Annotated in this window: 19 protein-coding genes; 15 read left to right on the top strand and 4 right to left on the bottom strand. The window is 39.4% G+C overall.

The features are described 5' to 3' along the window. The first annotated feature begins 151 nt into the window (after positions 1-151). Positions 152-1,186 carry an acyltransferase family protein gene (locus CZ225_RS19065; RefSeq protein ID WP_077155054.1) on the top strand — a complete coding sequence of 345 codons (1,035 nt, stop codon included), beginning with the start codon at positions 152-154 and terminating at the stop codon, positions 1,184-1,186. On the opposite strand, the gene CZ225_RS19070 is transcribed toward CZ225_RS19065, so the two are convergent. Next, complete coding sequence (locus CZ225_RS19070) at positions 1,151-2,134, bottom strand: O-fucosyltransferase family protein (RefSeq protein WP_077155055.1); 984 nt, start codon at positions 2,132-2,134, stop codon at positions 1,151-1,153. The two genes, CZ225_RS19065 and CZ225_RS19070, sit on opposite strands and share 36 nt — an antisense overlap. A gap of 87 nt (positions 2,135-2,221) precedes the next feature. On the opposite strand from CZ225_RS19070, the gene folB reads away from it, so the two are divergent. Continuing rightward, positions 2,222-2,590, top strand: a complete 369-nt coding sequence (folB, locus tag CZ225_RS19075; protein WP_077155056.1) for a dihydroneopterin aldolase — start codon at positions 2,222-2,224, stop codon at positions 2,588-2,590. Between the two features lie 509 nt (positions 2,591-3,099). Here folB and trxB read toward each other — a convergent pair. The 3 genes from trxB to CZ225_RS19090 are packed head-to-tail and all read right to left on the bottom strand — an operon-like array spanning position 3,100 to position 7,208. Next, on the bottom strand, positions 3,100-4,047 hold the full coding sequence (gene trxB, locus CZ225_RS19080; RefSeq protein WP_077155057.1) for a thioredoxin-disulfide reductase: 948 nt from the start codon (positions 4,045-4,047) through the stop codon (positions 3,100-3,102). 13 nt (positions 4,048-4,060) lie between these two features. Beyond that, a complete protein-coding gene (locus tag CZ225_RS19085; RefSeq protein WP_077155058.1) occupies positions 4,061-4,702 on the bottom strand; it encodes an outer membrane lipoprotein periplasmic chaperone LolA1 in 642 nt (213 codons plus the stop codon). Between the two features lie 19 nt (positions 4,703-4,721). Then, positions 4,722-7,208, bottom strand: a complete 2,487-nt coding sequence (locus CZ225_RS19090; protein ID WP_077155059.1) for a DNA translocase FtsK — start codon at positions 7,206-7,208, stop codon at positions 4,722-4,724. Positions 7,209-7,330: 122 nt separating this feature from the next. Between CZ225_RS19090 and CZ225_RS19095 the strand changes: the two genes are divergently transcribed. The 13 genes from CZ225_RS19095 (at position 7,331) to kdsA (ending at position 21,809) form a co-directional block, all read left to right on the top strand. Next, the gene (locus CZ225_RS19095; protein ID WP_077155060.1) at positions 7,331-8,011 is read left to right on the top strand and encodes a DUF5063 domain-containing protein; all 681 of its coding nucleotides are present in this window, start codon (positions 7,331-7,333) and stop codon (positions 8,009-8,011) included. Between the two features lie 5 nt (positions 8,012-8,016). Then, positions 8,017-8,676 carry a 3'-5' exonuclease gene (locus CZ225_RS19100; protein WP_077155061.1) on the top strand — a complete coding sequence of 220 codons (660 nt, stop codon included), beginning with the start codon at positions 8,017-8,019 and terminating at the stop codon, positions 8,674-8,676. Positions 8,677-8,721: 45 nt separating this feature from the next. Further along, complete coding sequence (locus CZ225_RS19105; protein WP_077155062.1) at positions 8,722-9,900, top strand: class I SAM-dependent rRNA methyltransferase; 1,179 nt, start codon at positions 8,722-8,724, stop codon at positions 9,898-9,900. Between the two features lie 334 nt (positions 9,901-10,234). Then, positions 10,235-11,485, top strand: a complete 1,251-nt coding sequence (locus tag CZ225_RS19110; RefSeq protein WP_077155063.1) for a nucleoside permease — start codon at positions 10,235-10,237, stop codon at positions 11,483-11,485. 11 nt (positions 11,486-11,496) lie between these two features. Beyond that, positions 11,497-12,090 carry a bifunctional nuclease family protein gene (locus tag CZ225_RS19115; RefSeq protein WP_077155064.1) on the top strand — a complete coding sequence of 198 codons (594 nt, stop codon included), beginning with the start codon at positions 11,497-11,499 and terminating at the stop codon, positions 12,088-12,090. Between the two features lie 6 nt (positions 12,091-12,096). Then, entirely contained in the window at positions 12,097-12,795 is a 699-nt protein-coding gene (locus CZ225_RS19120; RefSeq protein WP_077155065.1) for a 16S rRNA (uracil(1498)-N(3))-methyltransferase, read from the top strand. Positions 12,796-12,821: 26 nt separating this feature from the next. Then, the gene (locus tag CZ225_RS19125) at positions 12,822-14,369 is read left to right on the top strand and encodes a DUF4836 family protein (RefSeq protein WP_077155066.1); all 1,548 of its coding nucleotides are present in this window, start codon (positions 12,822-12,824) and stop codon (positions 14,367-14,369) included. A gap of 16 nt (positions 14,370-14,385) precedes the next feature. Beyond that, positions 14,386-15,030, top strand: a complete 645-nt coding sequence (locus tag CZ225_RS19130; protein ID WP_077155896.1) for an ATP-binding cassette domain-containing protein — start codon at positions 14,386-14,388, stop codon at positions 15,028-15,030. 66 nt (positions 15,031-15,096) lie between these two features. After that, positions 15,097-16,302 carry a hypothetical protein gene (locus CZ225_RS19135; protein ID WP_077155067.1) on the top strand — a complete coding sequence of 402 codons (1,206 nt, stop codon included), beginning with the start codon at positions 15,097-15,099 and terminating at the stop codon, positions 16,300-16,302. Positions 16,303-16,316: 14 nt separating this feature from the next. Further along, positions 16,317-18,965: a TonB-dependent receptor plug domain-containing protein gene (locus CZ225_RS19140; RefSeq protein WP_077155068.1), complete on the top strand. Its 2,649-nt coding sequence runs from the start codon at positions 16,317-16,319 to the stop codon at positions 18,963-18,965. Between the two features lie 77 nt (positions 18,966-19,042). Then, the gene (miaA, locus tag CZ225_RS19145; protein ID WP_077155069.1) at positions 19,043-19,963 is read left to right on the top strand and encodes a tRNA (adenosine(37)-N6)-dimethylallyltransferase MiaA; all 921 of its coding nucleotides are present in this window, start codon (positions 19,043-19,045) and stop codon (positions 19,961-19,963) included. Positions 19,964-19,992: 29 nt separating this feature from the next. Further along, on the top strand, positions 19,993-20,919 hold the full coding sequence (locus tag CZ225_RS19150) for a diacylglycerol/lipid kinase family protein (RefSeq protein WP_077155070.1): 927 nt from the start codon (positions 19,993-19,995) through the stop codon (positions 20,917-20,919). 89 nt (positions 20,920-21,008) lie between these two features. Further along, on the top strand, positions 21,009-21,809 hold the full coding sequence (gene kdsA / locus CZ225_RS19155) for a 3-deoxy-8-phosphooctulonate synthase (protein WP_077155071.1): 801 nt from the start codon (positions 21,009-21,011) through the stop codon (positions 21,807-21,809). The last annotated feature ends 82 nt before the right edge of the window (positions 21,810-21,891 follow it).

Below are 21,891 nucleotides of genomic sequence, written 5' to 3' on the forward strand. Positions count from 1 at the left end.
TTCATTGATCTTCAGAACGAGAAAAAAGTTCAAACATAGTCACAAAACACAAATTAATACAGACAATTTGCTCATTTATTTTCTTCCAATTCCTATTTATTCCCGATTAATCAAGTATCTTTGTAGCGAAAACAAAACAAAAAGAAGCTTAATGGAGGACAACAAGCACGAACGCATTGATTTTGTGGATTTAACGAAAGGAATTTGTATCATACTAGTAGTTATGTCACATATTGGGGGAGCTTTCGACCAGCTCGACTATAATTCCATGTTGTCCTGTTTCCGTATGCCTCTTTACTTTTTCATTTCAGGAATATTTTTTAAGTCCTACGAAGGATTGTTTGGCTTTGTTATTCGAAAAATAAACAAACTGATTATTCCTTTTCTCTTTTTCTATATCAGTTCGTTTTTGCTAAAATATATTGTATGGAAAATAGCTCCGGGAGTTTTCCATCTTCCAGTGTCGTGGAAAGAATTACTGATTGTTTTTGAAGGACATGATCTCATCAGGTTCAATCCCCCACTCTGGTTTTTGATAGCTTTGTTCAATTGTAATATACTATTTTACTTTGTACATTTTCTACGCGACAAACATTTATCCGCAATGTTTATAGTGACTCTGTTGATAGGAAGTGCCGGATTCTACCTGGGAAAACAGCAAATCGTGCTTCCTGTATATTTAGATGTTGCCATGACAGCACTCCCCTTCTATGTTGCAGGATTCTGGATTCGCCGATACAACTTTTTTCTTTTTCCCCACCATCGTTTCGATAAGATTATCCCTGCCTTTATATCTATAGCGTTAGTCGTGATGTATTTTACTGCTACTCCCTTAGGAATGCGCACCAACAATTACCCAGGAAATATTTTCCAAGTGTACATTGCCGCATTTGCCGGAATATTCACAATTATGGTCTTATGCAAAAAAATAAAAAAGCTAGCTATTGTTTCATACTTAGGACGATATTCAATTATCACCCTCAGTATCCATGCTCCTATCTTGCACTTTGCCAGTCCTTTATTAGACCACTATATTCATAATAGTTGGTTACAAGCCATCGTGTTACTATTATTGACACTGACTATCTGCCTTTTGCTGACCCCTCTTCTTCTAAAAATAATTCCGCAACTGGTAGCGCAAAAAGATTTGCTAAAAATCAACTTCCGCAAAAGGAACTCCCTGTAATTTTGCAGCTCTTTTAGCAAAACCACTCTTGTACATTTTTCCGGTAACTAGTAAATAGATCTTTCGGGAATGTGACAGTACAAAGAAATCAAGAAATGTTTTCATGTGTACGTTAATATCTTGTTCCGAACGATGATCCATATGTCCCACTTTACCGGGCAGTACATATACAAAATCCAATTTCGATATTTGTTTCAGGAAACATTCACTATCGGCAGTTATCAAAACTTTATTCGCTTCGGGATGTGCTTCATGCAAAGATTGTATCTTTGCTATGCATTTATCAAGTAATTCCTTCTGTTCTTCCGGCGAATAAACTGTAGTTCCATCAGGAAAGTCACCAAACAAATTCTGGAAACGGAAACTTAGAGAAATATAATTATCCCCCAGTTTTGACAAATTCTCATCAATCCATGCTTGTAAGGCAGGTGCCGGTTTAAACAACTGATTGAACAAAGGTCCGAATTCATCATCAGCAAAATACATATTAGTATACACATGAATTTGCTTATAATCTTTGCTAAACATCTTCTCCGTCATTTTACGCTGGAAGGCTCTATCAGCTTCCGGATAATGACTGGAATCAATATATACAGGGAGTGAAAAGGAGGAATTATAAGAAATCTCATCATTACGGATCCGCCAATCATATTGATTGGGAATAAGCAAATCTTCTAACTCAAAAGGAGATGTGAAATGAATACGAAACTCTAAATTATGCTCCTGACAATATTTAAAGGTTGAGATCATACCACGGAGACGGTCTGCCAATCCACCATGTTTTTTTCGCCCGTCCGCCATAAAAACAATTATTTTCTTTTCATTCTTCCCAACGGGCTCTTGTTCGTTGTAGTAAGGAGATAAATACCTCTTCACTTTCCGATTTAATCGATATTCACGATATAACAGATTATTCAAATCCGATTTTATAAAGTCTTTCAGTCCCATAAAATTATATTTAGCGAACAAAAATAGTGAAAATGTTCTATAAAAAGAAATAAAGCTTTACCTTTACTTCCACAGAAATAAAAAGATATGAGAATAAATAGCAGTTACATCTTCTTAGAAAACATTCGTTGCTATGCTTATCATGGTGTAGCACCACAGGAGAATCTTATCGGTAATGAATATATCATCCATATAAAACTAAAAGTAGATATTAGCCTTGCCACCGCAACGGACGAGGTAACGGACACTGTCAATTATGCTGAAATACATAAAGTCATTAAGAATGAAATGTCCATTCCTGCCAAACTTTTAGAACATGTGGGCGGGCGAATAGTATCTAAACTTTTTATTGAATTTCCTTCCGTTGAAGAGATTGAAATCAGCCTTTCCAAAAGAAATCCGCCCATGGGAGCTGATATAGATGCAGCTGGTATCACATTACATTGTAGTAGGTAACTTTCTTCCTATTCATACAATACTTTGCTAGTTTCATTGGGGGAAACCTTTAGTTTCTCTTAGTGAAACAGTTTGTTTCAAAGAGTGAAACTAAAGGTTTCAAGCAATGGAAACTATAGTACCAAACTAGTCAAGAAATAGATTACAATAAAAACAAAGAAATAACGAGAGAGCAAAAGAGACTTTCCTGGTACTCATTACTATAAAAAGAGATTTATTACCCCTCAAAAGAAGGATATCAGAAAAGAGGGAGAAAAAAAGGAAATAGGTATTTTCACATTGACAATCAAGCAGATACGCCCATATTATAGAACTAAAAAGTGACAATAGATTTTGCTTTAAAACCTATTGTCACTCATTTATCACCATGCTATTGTCACTTTTAGGCTTCTGGGTATTAGCCAGTTAGCTTCAAAAAGTGACGAATGACAATAAAACATGCTTTTTATATCACTGAGAAGTTGAATTAGATTCTCGTCCCTATGTGATCAATTCTCTTGGAGTAAGCGTCAAATAATTCCTTTTTCCGAAAGGTAACGTTCGGCCTCAATTGCAGCCTTACAACCACTTCCTGCGGCCGTAATAGCCTGACGATAATGCGGATCAGCCACATCTCCGGCAGCAAATACTCCCGGAACTTTCGTGCGAGGACTATCACCTTCAGTAATAATATATCCCACTTCATCCGTATCAATGTAATCCTTAAATATATCAGAGTTCGGTTTATGGCCGATAGCCAAGAAGAAACCATCTATAGGCAAACTATAACGTTCTTCATCAGGTTCTCCCCAACGTTTCACCAGATTCACGCCTTCCACACCGTTGTCACCAAACAATCCCACAGCGTTGTGTTCGTAAAGCACTTCAATTTTCTCATGCTTCATCACACGTTCCTGCATGATCTTTGATGCACGCAAATAAGGCTTACGGACAATCAAGTATACTTTTGATGCCAGACCAGCCAAATAAATAGCTTCTTCACAAGCAGTATCACCACCACCAACTACAGCTACAACTTTCTTACGGTAGAAAAAGCCGTCGCAAGTAGCACAAGCACTTACACCCATACCAGCATATTTCTTTTCGTCATCCAATCCCAGATACTTAGCTGTAGCTCCGGTAGAAATAATCAAGCTTTCCGTTTCAATTACTTTTTCTCCGTCAATCGTTATTTTATAGGGGGCTTTACTTAAATCGGCTGCTGTAGCTATCCCAAAACGGATATCTGTTCCAAAGCGGGAAGCTTGGTTACGTAAATCCTCCATCAACTGCGGACCACTGATTCCTTCGGGATATCCCGGGAAGTTCTCTACATCCGTTGTTGTAGTCAGCTGACCGCCGGGTTGCAATCCTTCATAAAGTACAGGGCACAAATTGGCGCGACCTGCATAAATAGCTGCCGTATATCCGGCAGGTCCTGACCCGATGATCAGGCATTTTACTTTTTCTGTTTCCATCTTCTGATCTCTTTTATCTTAAATCTATAATTTCTGCATTCGGATATTGTTTCCGGTCGAAAACAAATTCAGTATCAGGATAGTTTAATCCTGTTTTATAGCCGGTAATCGTGATTTCACTACGATTTCTTGCACCACGCTGTTGGAGCATTATGAAAACAGGCTGATACGTACCCGAAGTAACATAAAGAGTGACAGACTCCCAATCCTGTTTCTTGCTAGTTGCCGTCAGAATCACTTCCGTTACCGGTTTTCCTTCGAAGCTCTTAACAGAACCCAGCTTATAGGAAAACCCCTTCTGATACATATATAATAAGGTATATGGATTGATAGATTGCAATTCCTCTTGAGTAGGAGTAGTGATGTTCACTTCTTCACTATTTTCCAGATAACTCCACTGTGTTTTCCCATCAAACCATGTAGCCGCTTCAGGAGTTTTCAGTTGAAACCTCTCTCCTTTCAAACGAATCACCCCACTGGAAGTTCCTGCAAACTGCCCGTTATTATAATATTTCACACTAAACTCTGCCTGTATTCCTCCTGCCTTCCGGAAAGCTTCGGCAGCCTTGTCTAAAACAGCTTTAGCCTGCGATTGCTGAGCAATCACAGGCCATGACAGTAAAGCTATTAAAACACTAAAAATGTATTTCATCATTTACTTATATAACGCGCTTTTATTGCAAATTGTTCAAACGCATTTCAAGATCATTCTCGTCCATACAAAGTACGTCACGCGCTTTGCTGCCTTGGGTAGGTCCTACGATTCCAGCCTTTTCAAGCTGGTCCATGATGCGTCCGGCACGATTGTAACCGATTGCAAATTTACGTTGAATTAATGAAGTAGATCCCTGCTGGTGAATCACAATCAAGCGGGCAGCATCTTCAAACAGCGGATCAAGACGTCCCATATCTATATCACCCACATCATTACCACTATCTTCACTGACAAATTCGGGCAGGAAGAACGGAGTAGGATAACTTTGCTGACGGGCAATAAACTTCGTAATTTCTTCTACTTCCGGCGTATCGATAAAGGCACATTGCACACGTACCGGATCAGCTCCCTGCAAGAAAAGCATATCCCCTTTACCTATCAGTCGATTGGCTCCCGGACGGTCAAGAATAGTACGAGAGTCCATCATAGCAGAAACGCGGAATGCAATACGAGCCGGGAAGTTGGCTTTAATCGTACCGGTAATAATATTTGTAGTCGGTCTCTGTGTAGCAATAATCATATGAATACCCACTGCACGTGCCAACTGAGCTATACGGGCGATAGGAAGTTCAACCTCCTTACCAGCAGTCATAATCAAATCTCCAAACTCATCGATCACCACCACTATATAAGGCATAAACTTATGCCCTTTTTCAGGATTCAGACGACGATTGATAAATTTATCATTATATTCTTTCACATTACGCACATGAGCCATTTTCAACAGGTCGTAACGCGTATCCATTTCCACACAAACCGAATTCAATGTCTGAACTACTTTTGTCACATCGGTAATAATTGGCTCTCCTCCATCAGGAAGCTTCGCCAGGAAGTGATTTTCAATAACCGAATAGATACTGAACTCAACCTTCTTGGGATCGACCAATACAAACTTCAACTCAGCCGGATGTTTCTTATATAATAAAGAAGTAATGATAGCATTCAATCCTACAGACTTACCCTGACCGGTCGCACCTGCCACCAGCACGTGTGGCATCTTGCAAAGGTCGAACATAAATACCTCGTTGGTAATGGTTTTACCCAGTACAATCGGCAAGTCAAACTTAGATTCTTGGAATTTCTTGCTACCGATCACGCTTTGACCGGATACTATCTTCGGATTCTTATTCGGAACTTCAATACCGATCGTACCTTTACCCGGTATCGGAGCAATGATACGAATGCCGTCAGCAGACAAACTCAATGCAATATCATCTTCCAGACCGCGGATTTTAGAGATTCGTACTCCTTGTTCAGGAGTAATCTCATACAGAGTAACCGTAGGTCCTACCGTTGCTTTAATCGTACTAATCTCAATACCAAAACTACGCAATGTATTGATGATACGGTCCTTATTTGCATTTTGCTCATCCATATCAATAGTAGGGTCATCATTCTCAAAATGCTTCATCAGGTCGATAGTCGGGAATCGGTAATTCTCCAGATCTTTAGTCGGGTTATAAGGTTCTACTTCAGGACCTTGGTATTCTTCTTCTTCAGGAGCCGGTTCTACATCAAATCCCGGTTCCATTCCATTGCCGGAATCTTCTGTTGATACAACTGTTGTATTGGGAGCCGCCGGTTCAAAAACCATTGTTACTTCATCTTCATTCGTTTCTTTAGAAGCAGCCTCCGATTCAGAATGGTATACGAATGAATCATCCTGCGGTTCTTCTACTGGTACATCTTTTATCGGTGCAGGAGGATTCTGTTTATAAATTCTCTTCAGGTTAAATTCCACTTCCTGTGGCTGAGAGGTAGTAAACTCCTGTGTTTCTCCCGCCGGTGGCACCTGAGATTCTTCTTTTTGCTTCCGTTTCAAGAAATTCAACGCAAATAATTTGCGCAACCAAATCACAGTTCGTGCACTCATATATATAAAGAAGCAAATCGCTGTGACCAACAAAAGCATCCATACACCAGGCACACCTATTTGAGATATCAGCCAACGACTCACATTATAACCGTGCATACCTCCCCAATAGAGAAAAGAATCCTGATAATGGTTCATAAAAGCAAATCCGAAAAAGACGGAGAACCAAACCAGTAAGAGAGTACAGCCAATAAACCACTTCCATAAACGGACAATGCGTACTCGCATCAACTTCAATCCTGCCACTGCCAGAAAGACAAGGATAAAGAAAGAAGAGACTCCGAAACAATCATTAATTAAATAGCTTGCCAACTGCGCTCCACGCGAACCGGCATAGTTCTTCACATGGTTATCTACTGCTGCCAGATCGGCGGGATTACCGCTATCAATAATACTCTGGTCAGCCGCTCCCGTAGCAAAGAAGGAGGAAAATGCCAACAATAAATAAACAGAAAAGATAACTAACATCAATCCAATTACAAAATGGATCGTCTCATTCTTAAAAAACGCAGCAATCTTACCTGGGGAAGACGGAGTCTTACCTGCCTCCTTATCTAATTTCTTTTTTGCCATGAACTTTATATCTTTATAATAAATTGGAATCCGAATCTAAGCTGCAAAAATAATAAAAAAATAACGAGCACTACGCTCATTCAATCCTTTTTCTTACCTTTGCGTTTCAAATCAAGCTGATTATGGAAAAAGAAAGCCAAACGATATTTGAAAAGAATGTAATTGAATTTGTAACGGTAGCCGCCGAGTTCTGTGGATTTCTCGAACGTGCCGAGAGTATGAAACGTAGTACTTTCGTTGATACGTCACTCAAAATATTGCCTCTACTCTATCTGAAAGCTTCCATGCTTCCCAAATGCGAAACTATTGGAGACGAGGCTCCTGAAACGTATGTCACTGAAGAAATCTATGAAATTCTGCGTATAAACCTAGCAGGTTTAATGGGAGAAAAGGATGATTATCTGGATGTATTCGTACAGGACATGGCTTATAGCGATCAGCCCATCAAGAAATCTATTTCGGAAGATCTGGCCGATATCTACCAGGACATTAAAGATTTTATTTTCGTCTTCCAACTCGGATTGAATGAAACGATGAACGATTCATTGGCCATCTGCCAGGAAAACTTCGGAATGCTCTGGGGACAGAAACTGGTGAATACACTACGGGCACTTCACGATGTGAAATACAACCAGAATGACGAAGAGGATGAGAATAACGAAGAAGAATATAACGAACCAGACAATGACGATTATTGTTGTGGAGAAGATGATTGCCATTGCCACGACCATGATAAATGCCATTGCGATGATCATGATTGTCACTGCCACGAAGACGGCTGCCATTGTCATGATGACGAATAAACAAAATGATATTAAAAAGAACTATAAATAAAGACGAAATAAAAGATCTCCCGAAAACTGTTTTTCCGGGACGAATTCATGTTATCCAGTCGGAAATGGAAACAATCAAGGCGGTTGCATATCTCCAATCCCAGCCCATATTGGGTATTGACAGCGAGACACGTCCTTCTTTTACCAAAGGACAATCTCACAAAGTAGCTCTCCTCCAGATTGCTTCCGATGAATGCTGTTTTCTGTTCCGCCTCAACATGATGGGACTCATACAGCCGCTCATTGATTTATTAGAAAATCCGAATATTATCAAAGTGGGACTTTCGTTGAAAGATGATTTCATGATGTTGCATAAGCGGGCTCCTTTTAATCAAAAGAATTGTGTCGAGTTACAGGATTATGTGCACCAATTTGGAATACAAGACAAGAGCTTACAGAAAATATATGGTATCTTGTTTAAAGAAAAAATCTCCAAATCACAACGGCTATCCAACTGGGAAGCCGATGTATTAAGTGACGGACAAAAACAATATGCAGCTACTGACGCTTGGGCATGCCTTAACATTTACAATCTCTTGGAGGAACTGAAACGTACAGGGGATTATGAAGTTGAGAATCTTCCTTCACCCGAGGAAGCAGCAATTACCAATTCACCGGCAATAGCTAACAAATAATTGACAAATAGTAGTTCATTTCTATTCTATCTAAAATAAACGACCATGCATAAAGTATATCTCAAACCCGGCAAAGAAGAGTCTCTCAAAAGATTTCACCCCTGGATTTTCTCCGGAGCTATTTCCCGTATCGACGGAGAACCCGAAGAAGGTGAAGTAGTAGAAGTATATACCTCGAAAAAAGAGTTTATAGCCGAAGGTCATTTCCAGATTGGAAGTATAGCCGTACGAGTGCTTTCTTTCCAACAAGAACCTATTAATCCGGACTTCTGGAAACATAAACTGGCTATCGCCTACGATATGCGCCGCAGCATTGGCATCGCTGACAATCCGACAAACAACACTTACCGTCTGGTACATGGAGAAGGTGACAATTTACCCGGATTAGTCATTGACATTTATGCGAAAACCGCTGTCATGCAAGCACACTCTGCCGGAATGCACATAGACCGTATGGTTATTGCGGAAGCACTGTCCGAAGTAATGGGGGATAAAATCGAAAACATCTATTATAAATCCGAAACAACTCTTCCTTTCAAAGCCGACCTCTTCCCTGAAAACGGTTTCCTGAAAGGAGGAAGCAGTGATAACGTGGCTCAGGAATACGGTCTGAAATTTCATGTAGATTGGTTGAAAGGACAGAAAACCGGTTTTTTTGTAGACCAACGAGAGAATCGCTCATTGCTGGAACGTTACGCAAAAGACCGTTCTGTATTAAATATGTTTTGCTATACCGGCGGTTTTTCGTTTTATGCTATGCGTGGAGGAGCTAAACTTGTTCATTCTGTAGATAGTTCTGCAAAAGCAATTGACTTGACGAATAAAAACGTGGAGTTGAATTTCCCCGGTGATCCGCGTCACGAGGCTTTTGCTGAAGATGCCTTCAAGTATCTCGACCGCATGGGAGACCAATACGATTTGATCATTCTTGATCCGCCGGCTTTTGCCAAACACAAGGATGCACTGAGAAATGCACTGCAAGGCTACCGGAAGTTGAATGCAAAAGCTTTCGAGAAAATAAAACCGGGAGGTATCCTGTTTACATTCTCTTGTTCGCAAGTAGTTACCAAAGATAATTTCCGAACAGCAGTATTCACAGCAGCAGCTATGTCAGGCCGTAGCGTCCGTATCCTTCATCAGCTGACTCAACCTGCAGACCATCCGGTTAATATTTATCATCCGGAAGGTGAATACCTAAAAGGATTGGTACTATACGTTGAGTAATCTTTGATACTATTTGGGACTCCATAACAGAATAAAAGCACCAACAAAGTTAATTAGAGTTAATAAACATGCGATTTTCAACAAAACATTATGTTCTATAACATAAAACGCAGTATATTTGCACTGTGTTTTTCATGGTATTAGATTTAAGGTTAACAAAGATTGGCTGTCTGGGATAGATAGCCTTCTTTTTTTATATACCTTATTCTATACGATTCTACCTCTTTTATCCCATTATATTACCTTTTTATCGATTTACTTAACCATTCAATCAACGAAAATATTATATTTGCATCTATTATTCAATAAAAGAGAAACACAAATTAGAAAAGTTATGAGTGTAAAAGTTCGTTTGATCATTATGAATTTCCTGCAATTCTTTGTATGGGGGTCATGGTTAATTTCATTAGGCGGGTATATGGGCAGAGAACTTCATTTTGAAGGAGGACAAATTGGAGCCATTTTCGCCACTATGGGAATTGCTTCCCTGATCATGCCCGGCCTTATTGGTATTATTGCCGATAAATGGTTCAATGCCGAACGATTATACGGACTTTGCCACATAGCAGGTGCTGCATGTCTTTTCTATGCCTCTACAGCTACCGGATACAACCAAATGTATTGGGCTATGCTACTCAACCTACTGGTATATATGCCTACTTTATCACTCGCGAATACCGTCTCGTACAATGCATTGGAACAATATAAATGCGATCTGATCAAAGATTTCCCCCCAATCCGCGTATGGGGAACTATCGGTTTTATCTGCGCCATGTGGGCGGTAGACCTTACCGGTTTTAAAAATTCAAGTGCCCAACTTTATGTGGGTGGTGCATCTGCTTTATTGTTAGGATTGTATTCTTTCACTCTCCCAGCCTGCCCTCCTGCCAAGACTGAGAAAAAATCACTTCTTTCCTCCTTTGGGCTGGATGCACTGGTATTATTCAAAAGAAAGAAAATGGCTATTTTCTTCTTATTCTCCATGCTTTTGGGAGCGGCACTACAGATTACAAATACTTATGGGGACCTCTTCCTCGGCAGCTTTGCCAATATTCCGGAATTCGCAGATTCATTTGGTGTGAAACACTCGGTGATCCTGTTGTCTATATCACAGATGTCTGAGACATTATTCATTCTTGCCATCCCCTTCTTTCTGAAACATTTCGGAATCAAGCAGGTAATGCTTATCAGCATGTTTGCGTGGGTATTCCGTTTTGGGCTGTTCGGTTTCGGAGATCCGGGAAGTGGCTTATGGATGCTTATTCTTTCTATGATTGTCTATGGCATGGCTTTTGATTTTTTCAACATTTCAGGTTCGTTATTTGTTGAACAGGAGACAAATTCTTCCATCCGTGCTAGTGCACAAGGATTATTTTTCATGATGACCAACGGATTAGGTGCGATTATAGGAGGATATGCCAGTGGTGCTGTAGTAGACGCTTTCTCTGTATATGCTAATGGTCAATTAGTTAGCCGCGAATGGGTTGATATATGGCTTATTTTTGCAGCTTACGCCTTAGTTATAGGCATTTTATTTGCGTTAGTATTCAAATACAAGCACCAACGAGGAAAGCTAGAAAATTAAATAAAAGAGCAATGGATAAAAAGATAGAATTACAAGTTATAAATATCACAAATAGCCAGGCACAAGTAGGTGCTTTTGCCATGTTGCTGGGTGAAGTAAACGGTGAACGGCAGTTGCCCGTCATCATTGGTCCCGCCGAAGCCCAAGCTACAGCTTTGTATCTGAAAGGAATCAAAACCCCTCGTCCTCTAACTCACGACTTGTTCATGACGAGTCTTACTGTAATGGGTGCAAGTCTCCTCCGAGTATTAATCTACAAAGCCAAAGAAGGTATCTTTTATTCTTATATTTACCTTAAAAAAGACGACGAAATTACCCGTATTGATGCACGTACTTCAGATGCTATCGCATTAGCTGTGCGTGCAGACTGTCCGATTCTTATATATAACTCGCTCCTTGAACGGGAATGTCTCCATTTGTCGGATGAAGAAAGCCCCCGTAGTGAAGATTCCGGCAATGACGAAGTGGAACAGGAAAACCCAGTACCTTCCAATGTCACTTCCATTTCACTTGAAGAAGAATTAGAAAAAGCGATCAAGACCGAAAATTATGAACTGGCGGCTAAAATACGGGATCAAATCAATGTAAGAAATCAAAACCAATAAATTATCATGCACGTATTTTATACTCCCAATATACAGACCAGCAATGAACTTCCGGAGGAGGAAGCTCAACATTGTACACGTGTTTTGCGCCTGAATATTGGGAATGAGATAACTCTGACAGACGGAAAAGGATCTTTCTATAAAGCAGAGATTACGGCGGCAACGAACAAACGTTGTTTCGTCACCATAAAAGAAACTATTTTTCAGGAACCACTCTGGTCCTGCCATTTACATATTGCTATGGCACCCACCAAAAATATGGATCGTAACGAATGGTTTGTAGAAAAAGCGACAGAAATAGGATTTGATGAGCTGACTTTTCTTAATTGCCGGTTTTCAGAACGGAAAGTTATTAAGACTGAGCGCATTGAAAAGATTCTGGTTTCCGCCATCAAGCAATCTCTAAAAGCTCGTCTGCCCAAACTCAATGAAATGATTGACTTTGATAAGTTTATTGCTCAGGAGTTTCAAGGACAGAAGTTTATTGCCCATTGTTATGAAGGAGAAAAACCGTTTTTGAAAAATGTATTGACCCCCGGAGAGGATGCACTTGTTCTGATTGGTCCGGAGGGAGACTTTAGTGAAGAGGAAGTCAGGAAAGCTATTGAACATGGCTTTATCCCAATCAGCCTCGGGAAATCCCGACTTCGAACAGAAACAGCCGCACTGGTAGCTTGCCACACACTGAATCTGATGAATCAATAATTGCTTAACATTAAAAAAAATATAATATGGTAAAGAAAATGATTTCACAACTCTCAGCACTGGCAGTACTGATTGTTTTTCTCGCAGCATGTTCCAAACAATCGGAATATACAAACGTAATACCTTCTGATGCTTCGGCCGTAGCAGCTATCGATTTGAAATCGTTAATTGACAAAGCCGGATTAAATGATAAAGAAAATGAAGCAGCTAAACAAAAAGTACTGGACGCATTGAAAAGCGGAATGAATGCAGCTACCTTCCAGCAACTGGAAAAAGTGATAAAGACTCCCAGTGAATCGGGAATCGATGTGGAATCGCCATTCTATATATTTACCTCTCCTACTTTTCCTTATCCTACAGTGGTAGCCAAAATAAATAACGAAGACGACCTGAATTCTTCTTTAGACATAATGCTTAAAGAACAACTTATTCAACCCATTACAGAAACTGAAGATTATAGGTTTACTACCATGAACGGTAGCTTAATTGCTTTCAACAATTCTGCAATCATGATCGTTGCAGTAAATGGACATACACAGGCAGAAGAAGCTAAGAAAGCAATTGGCAACTTGATGAAACAAACGCCCGATAGCAGCATTGTTAAATCCGGTGCATTCCAGAAAGTAATGAAAGCAAAGAACGATGTCAATTTCTTCGTTTCTATGATGGCTACTCCCAAAAAATACAGAGAACCAGCCAGTTTAGCACTTCCTCCTAATATTAAATTAGAAGACATCACGTTGTTAGGTGGACTGAATTTTGAAAAAGGACGCATTGTGCTCAAGACTGAGAATTATATAGAAAATGATGAAGCAAAAGCTCTGATTAAGAAGCAACAGGAAGCTTTTAAAAAATCAAATAACGCATTCACGAAATACTTCCCGGCATCTACATTAATGTTCTTCAATGCAGGAGTCAATGGAGAAGCAATATATAATATAATCAACGAGAATGCAAAATTTCGCGACCAAGTATCTATCGCAAAGGCTGCTGAAATAAAGGATTTATTCAGCTCCTTCAATGGCGATATCTCTGGTGGGCTGATCAATGTAACTATGACCAGCATACCTACTTTTGCAGCTTATGCAGAAATGAAAAATGGCTCTGCACTTGAAGCTCTCTATAAAAACAAACAAAACCTAGGATTAAAAAAGGGAGAAGATATTATTGAATTAGGCAAAAATGAGTATGTTTACAAAACGAAAAATATGAATGTATTCTTCGGAGTAAAAGATAAATTTATGTACGTCACTAATGACGAACTGCTCTATAAGAATATTGGTAAAACAGAAGATAAGTCTATCAAAGATACTCCGTACGCTTCCGACATGAAAGATAAGAATATGTTTATAGCCGTTAATGTAGAAGCTATTCTGGACTTGCCCATTGTAAAAATGGCAACAGGCTTTGGAGGCCAAAAGGCTAAAACATATTTTGATCTAGCTTCTCAGATTTCCTATTTGTCTTCTAGTTCAGAAAGTGAAGTCAGCGAAGTTGCTCTTTGCCTGAAAGATAAAAATGTTAATGCACTTAAACAAATAGTAGATTCTGCCAAACAATTTGCCGGCATGTAATCTGCAAATGAACGGTATGAATAGTATTCACCTCCAGCAAACACTGCCCCAAGTGTTTGCTGACCGCAATTCGGTAGCCTCGGATGTATGGCATCAAGATCTCACCTTTCTGAAAGGTGAGATGTACTTGATAGAGGCCGCTTCCGGTACCGGAAAATCATCGTTGTGTAGCTATATTTATGGCAATCGCAACGACTATCAAGGGATTATCAATTTCGATGATACCAATATCAAAGCATACTCTGTGAATCAATGGGTTCACCTGAGAAAACATTCATTGAGTATGCTTTTTCAAGATTTACGCATCTTTACTGAACTTACTGCTCTTGAAAATGTACAATTAAAAAATAACCTGACGGGATATAAAAAGAAAAAAGAAATTTTATCGCTGTTTGAAAAATTGGGCATTACCGATAAATTGTACGTGAAAGCGGGGAAACTTTCTTTTGGGCAACAACAACGAGTTGCCTTTATACGTGCACTCTGCCAACCTTTCGACTTTATTTTTCTAGATGAGCCTATCAGTCATCTTGATGATGAGAATAGCCGAATAATGGGCGAGCTCATCATTGCTGAAGCTGAGATGCAAAGTGCCGGTGTTATTGTAACCTCTATTGGAAAGCATCTTGAATTACCTTACAATCGGGTGTTGCAACTATAACACACTTTCCCCAATAAAATGCTTGATGAACCCTTTATATGTAAACCATAAATAAGAAGATTGTAAATGAACACTCTTGTCTGGAAACTTCTCCGCCAACATATAAGTATCGGTCAATTAGCCGGTTTCTTTTTAGCCAATCTGTTCGGTATGATGATCGTATTGCTCAGCGTGCAATTCTACAAAGATGTCATTCCGGTATTCACAAAAGGAGATAGTTTTATGAAAAAAGATTTCATTATTGCTACAAAGAAAGTGAGTACGCTTGGCACTTTTACCAATAAAAATAATGCTTTCTCCCCTGAAGAAATTGCCGACCTGAAGAAACAACCGTTCACTAAAACGATAGGTGCTTTCACTCCTTCACAATTCAAAGTCTCGGCAGGTTTAGGAATGCAAGATACAGGTATCAACCTCTCAACTGAAATGTTCTTTGAATCAGTACCCGACGAATTTGTAGACATCAATCTCGACAAATGGCACTTCGACAAAGAAGCACAAGAAATACCGATTATTATTCCCCGCAATTATCTGAATCTATATAATTTCGGATTTGCCCAAAGTCGTAGCTTACCCAAAATTTCGGAAGGATTGATGAGCCTCATCCAAATGAACATCCTTTTACGTGGCAACGGGCAAGTAGAACAATTCAAAGGAAATATTGTCGGTTTCTCAAACCGCCTAAATACCATTTTAGTTCCTCAATCATTTATGGATTGGGCAAATAAAAAATTTGCACCGAACATAGAAGCACAACCGGCACGTTTGATTATCGAAGTAAATAATCCTGCCGACTCGGCCATCGCCAACTATTTCCAACAAAAAGGCTATGAGACAGAAGACGGAAAACTGGATGCAGGAAAAACAACTTATTTCCTTCGCTTGGTCGTTGGTATTGTATTAGGAGTAGGATTATTTATCAGTGTTCTGTCATTCTATATTCTGATGTTAAGCATCTTCCTATTACTTCAAAAGAACACCACCAAACTGGAAAGTTTGTTGTTAATCGGATACAGTCCTGCCAGGGTTGCTTTACCATACCAGATATTGACAGTAGGGCTAAACGTCATTGTACTCTTATTATCTATCGGCATTGTATCCTGGATACGTACCTATTATATAGACAGTATCCGTTTGCTCTTTCCTCAATTGGAAACAGGTTCATTATGGGTAGCAATCAGCATGGGAATTTTCTTATTTCTTATTGTCTCCATGATTAATATATTAGCAGTCAGACGAAAAGTTATCTCAATCTGGATGCATAAAAATTAAAATACAAATACACTATGACAAGCAAAATCATCTCTTTGCCCAAAAGAAGCAGTATAAAGATAGCTCTTGGAATGTTGCTATGCTTCTCATCGTTATCAGCACAAGAAATGCAAGATACGATTATCGCTAACTTCAATATCCGGGAAAAAATACCCAATGAAAAGTTATATCTGCATTTGGACAAACCTTATTATGGAGCAGGTGAAAAGATATGGTTTAAAGGATATCTTGTCAATGCCACGACTCATCAAGATAACTCTCAAAGCAACTTCATCATTACTGAACTAATCAATCGTTCTGACTCAGTTCTGGAACGTAGGAAGGTTCGACGTGACTCCTTGGGATTTCATAATGCTTTTACGTTACCCGCTACTCTCCCAGCCGGAGATTATTATCTGAGGGGATATAGCAGTTGGATGTTGAATGAGGATCCTGACTTCATCTATTCATGTAATCTGAAAATCGGAAATTCCATCGACAATACGATTATTTCAACCATAGAATACCAAAAGGAGGATGAAACGCATTATACTGCAAAAATAAAATTCAGCAGTAATACACAAGAACCTTTCATTAACACCAATATCCGTTATCGTTACATTGAAAACGGAAAAGTAAAAGATAAAGGGAAAAGACAAACAGACTCAAAAGGTCTGATATCTATTTCACTTCCCGACTTGAAACCAACTGCTAACCGTAGTATTGAAGTAGTATTTGATGATCCGGAATACATTTATAAAAAAGTTTTCTATCTACCTGTTTTTGGGAAGGATTTCGATGTTACATTCTTCCCGGAGGGTGGTGCTTTGCTTGCCATTTCTCATCAAAATGTAGCTTTTAAAGCACAAGGATCAGATGGTTTCTCCAAAGAAGTGGAGGGTACTCTCTTTAATTCCAAAGGAGACACCTTAAGTTCTTTTCGTTCAGAACATGACGGAATGGGAGTTTTCACATTGAGTACGATTGTTCCGGACGCTTATTATGCCATGATCAAGAGCAGTGACGGAATCACGAAACGTTTTAATCTCCCCACTGTAGAAGAAAAAGGTATTGCTCTTTCTATGACACATCGCCGCGATGACATACGTTTTGAAATTCAAAAAACAGAAACTACCGAATGGCCTCAAAAACTATTTTTAGTTGCCCATACCCGGGAGAAACTTACGATCTTACAACCGATCAATCCACCCAGTACTTTCGGAAAAATGAATGATAGTTTGTTTCAGGAAGGAATTACTCATTTTTTATTAATCGACGGAAGAGGAAACACTCTTAGTGAACGGTTAATATTCGTCCCCGACAGAAAATCCGGTCAATGGCAGATTGTAGCCGACAAACCTTCTTATGGCAAAAAAGAAAAAGTATCTCTGCAAATTTCAGGAAAAGACTATCATAACAACCCTATTGCCGGTAGTTTTTCTATTAGTATTACAGACCGACAGAAAGTTCAACCCGATTCTCTTGCCGACAATATTTTATCAAATCTCCTGCTAACTTCTGATTTGAAAGGATACATAGAAAATCCCGGATATTATTTCCTTAACCAAGATTTTAAAACACTTCGTGCATTAGACTTCTTGATGATGACACATGGATGGAGAAGGCATATTCTAAAGAATCTCGTTATCCCTCCTTCATTAAACTTCAAGAATTATATAGAACAGGGACAAACAATTAGTGGCCGAATCAGGGGGTTCTTTGGCAATAATGTAAAAAAGGGACCTATTTACGCTTTAGCACCCAAAGAAAACATATTTGAAACGACCATTACTGACGAAAAGGGAGAGTTTGTTATCAACACTTCATTCAAAGACAGTACTACGTTTGTTGTCCAAGCACGTACCCAAAAAGGATTTCCCGGAGTTGAAATCGAAATGGATACACTCCAATATCCAAAGATATATCATAAGAGTCCGTTCTACAACGGAATGCCTACTTTAATGCAGGATTATCTGCTCAACACTCGTGACCAATATTACATGGAGGGAGGTATGCGCGTATATAACCTCAAAGAAGTTCTTGTAACTGCCAGGCGTGAAAAAGCCAGTTCCAAAAGTATTTATACAGGCGGCATCAATACCTATACTCTTGAAGGAGACAGGCTAAAACAATATGCAGGACGAACGGCTTACGATATTGCCATCAATCTTCCGGGAGTTACCGTTTCAAATGGAAGTGAATTACATATCCGCAATAATGCCGATCAACCGGCAATCGTTATTAATGATATCATTTATGACAATGATGATTATTTATTAAAAGATATTTTTGCAGATAACATATCGAGCATAAGCCTTCTTCGTGAGACAGATACAATGATCCTGGGTCCTCGTGCTGCAGCAGGTGCCATCGTCATTACATTAAAAGACCCGAAAGACATTCCAAGGAAACCAGTACCAGGCATTGCAACCTATACCCCATTAGGATATTGTGATACTGTAGAATTCTACCATCCGACTTACGCTTTTCCTGAAAAAGCGGACCTCGCGAAATCAGATTTACGAACCACTATTTACTGGAATCCATCCTTACAATTTGATAACGAAGGGAAAGCCACGATAGAATACTATACCGCAGATAGTAAAGCTCCTCAGACTATCATCATTGAAGGAGTGGATAAAAATGGAAAAGTTTACCGTGTACAACAAACGATTAATAAATAACCTAAAAACATAGATACAGGAACGCCTCTATATCAGATAATTTCGTAATTTTGCCCGACATTTTAAAGAATGAAACTATGCCGGACTATGATTTAATTGCCATACTCGGGCCCACTGCTTCAGGCAAGACACCATTTGCCACCGCTTTGGCTCACAAATTAAATACAGAAATTATCAGTGCCGACTCCCGTCAAATTTATCGGGGTATGGACCTTGGTACCGGAAAGGACTTGGCCGATTATACGATTAACGGACATACTATTCCGTATCACCTGATCGACATTGCAGATCCCGGATATAAATACAATGTATTCGAATATCAACGGGATTTCCTGATTTCTTACGATTCTATCAAACAAAAAGGCTGTCTCCCCGTTTTATGTGGAGGAACAGGAATGTATCTTGAAGCTGTACTGAAAGGTTATAAGCTACTGCCTGTACCTGAAGATCCGGAATTACGTGCCCGCCTGGCTAATTATTCCCTTGAAGAATTGACCAGTATGTTAAGCCAATATAAGACTCTGCACAACTCTACGGATGTAGATACCGTAAAACGTGCGATACGCGCCATAGAAATTGAAGAGTATTATATAGCTCATCCAGTCCCTGAACGGGAATTTCCAAAGCTGAACAGCCTTATTATTGGGGTAGATATTGATCGGGAACTAAGACGCGAGAAGATTACCCGCCGTTTAAAGCAACGATTGGATGAAGGAATGGTGGATGAAGTACGGCATTTAATCGCGCATGGAATCGCTCCGGACGACCTGATTTATTACGGTTTGGAATATAAATACCTGACATTATATGTCATAGGAAAACTAACTTATGAAGAGATGTTCACAGGCTTGGAAACAGCTATTCATCAGTTTGCCAAGCGTCAGATGACCTGGTTTCGTGGCATGGAACGGAGAGGATTTACCATCCATTGGGTTAGTGCAGAATTACCTATGGAAGAAAAGATAGCATTTGTATTAGATAAACTGCAAGAGTTTTAGTATCTTTGTCGCATATTTATTAGTTTTATATGAGTGTAGAACCAGGAAAATGGGGAGTTATTTACAACCCTAAAGCCGGTACCCGCAAGGTACAGAAACGATGGAAAGAGATCAAGGAGTATATGGACGGCAAAGGTGTCGATTATGACTATGTACAATCCGAAGGTTTCGGTTCTGTGGAACGCCTATCCAAAATTCTTGCTAATAATGGTTATCGTACAATTGTTATTGTAGGTGGTGATGGTGCGCTGAATGATGCTATCAATGGGATTATGCTCTCTGATGCTGAAGATAAGGATAATATCGCTCTGGGTATTATTCCGAATGGTATTGGAAATGACTTTGCCAAATACTGGGGGCTTACTACCGAATATAAAACAGCTGTAGATTGTATTATCAATCACCGTCTCAAAAAAATAGATGTAGGTTATTGTTCCTACTATGATGGGCAAGATCATCAACGTCGCTATTTCCTCAATGCTGTCAATATCGGTCTAGGTGCACGAATCGTAAAAATCACCGATCAGACCAAACGTTTCTGGGGGGTTAAATTTTTATCATACTTAGCTGCATTATTTTCATTGATATTTGAACGGAAACTCTATCGCATGCATCTCCGGATCAATGACGAACATATCCGCGGACGTATCATGACAGTCTGTGTAGGTAGTGCATGGGGTTGGGGACAAACACCGAGTGCTGTACCCTATAATGGTTGGCTGGATGTATCTATCATCTATCGCCCGGAATTTCTGCAAATCATTTCCGGACTATGGATGTTGATTCAAGGAAGAATTTTGAATCATAAGACGGTGAAAAGTTACCGGACACGGAAAGTTAAAGTGCTACGTGCACAAAATGCTTCCGTAGATTTAGACGGACGCCTTTTACCGAAGCATTTCCCGTTGGAAATAGGAGTACTTTCAGAGAAGACAACACTGATTATTCCTAAATAAGCGGTAAATAGAGTGAAATGAATCTATCTGTTTAATCCTATTAATTAGAAAGGCTGTAATTTTGTAACTCGTAATTTGTAAATACTAAAATGATAGAACTTAAAAACAATTCTGCTAATAACTTCTTTTTGCTGGCAGGTCCATGTGTGATAGAAGGCGAAGATATGGCAATGCGTATTGCAGAACGTGCAGTCAAAATCACTGAATCTCTGAAGATTCCTTACGTTTTCAAAGGTTCTTACCGCAAAGCAAACCGTTCACGTATGGATTCTTTTATGGGTATCGGTGATGAGAAAGCACTCAAAATATTGAAAAAGGTGCATGATACTTTCGGTGTTCCTACCGTAACAGACATTCATGCAGCCGACGAAGCAGAAATGGCTGCAGAATATGTAGACATACTACAGATTCCAGCATTTCTTTGCCGTCAAACCGATCTTCTGATTGCAGCTGCAAAAACCGGGAAAATTATAAATATCAAAAAAGGACAGTTTCTCTCTCCTATCGCTATGCAATTTGCAGCAGATAAAGTGGTGGAAGCAGGAAACAAAAATGTGATGTTGACTGAGCGTGGTACGACTTTCGGTTATCAGGATTTAGTAATTGATTATCGTGGTATTCCTGAAATGCAATCATTCGGTTATCCTGTGATATTGGACGTTACTCACTCATTGCAACAACCGAATCAGACCAGTGGAGTGACAGGCGGAATGCCACAACTGATTGAAACAGTTGCAAAAGCAGGTATTGCCGTAGGTGCTGACGGATTATTCATTGAAACTCACGAAAACCCGGCAGTAGCCAAAAGTGATGGAGCCAATATGCTGAAACTGGACTTATTAGAAGGGTTATTGACTAAACTAGTAAGAATACGGGAAGCTGTCAAATAATCTATATCAAACGATGAAACATTTACGATCAGTCTTAACATTCATAACCTGTTGAAAATATAATGGCAAGGATGTTGCAAAT

Origin of the sequence: Bacteroides bouchesdurhonensis, assembly GCF_900155865.1 — a bacterium.
Classification (GTDB): domain Bacteria; phylum Bacteroidota; class Bacteroidia; order Bacteroidales; family Bacteroidaceae; genus Bacteroides; species Bacteroides bouchesdurhonensis.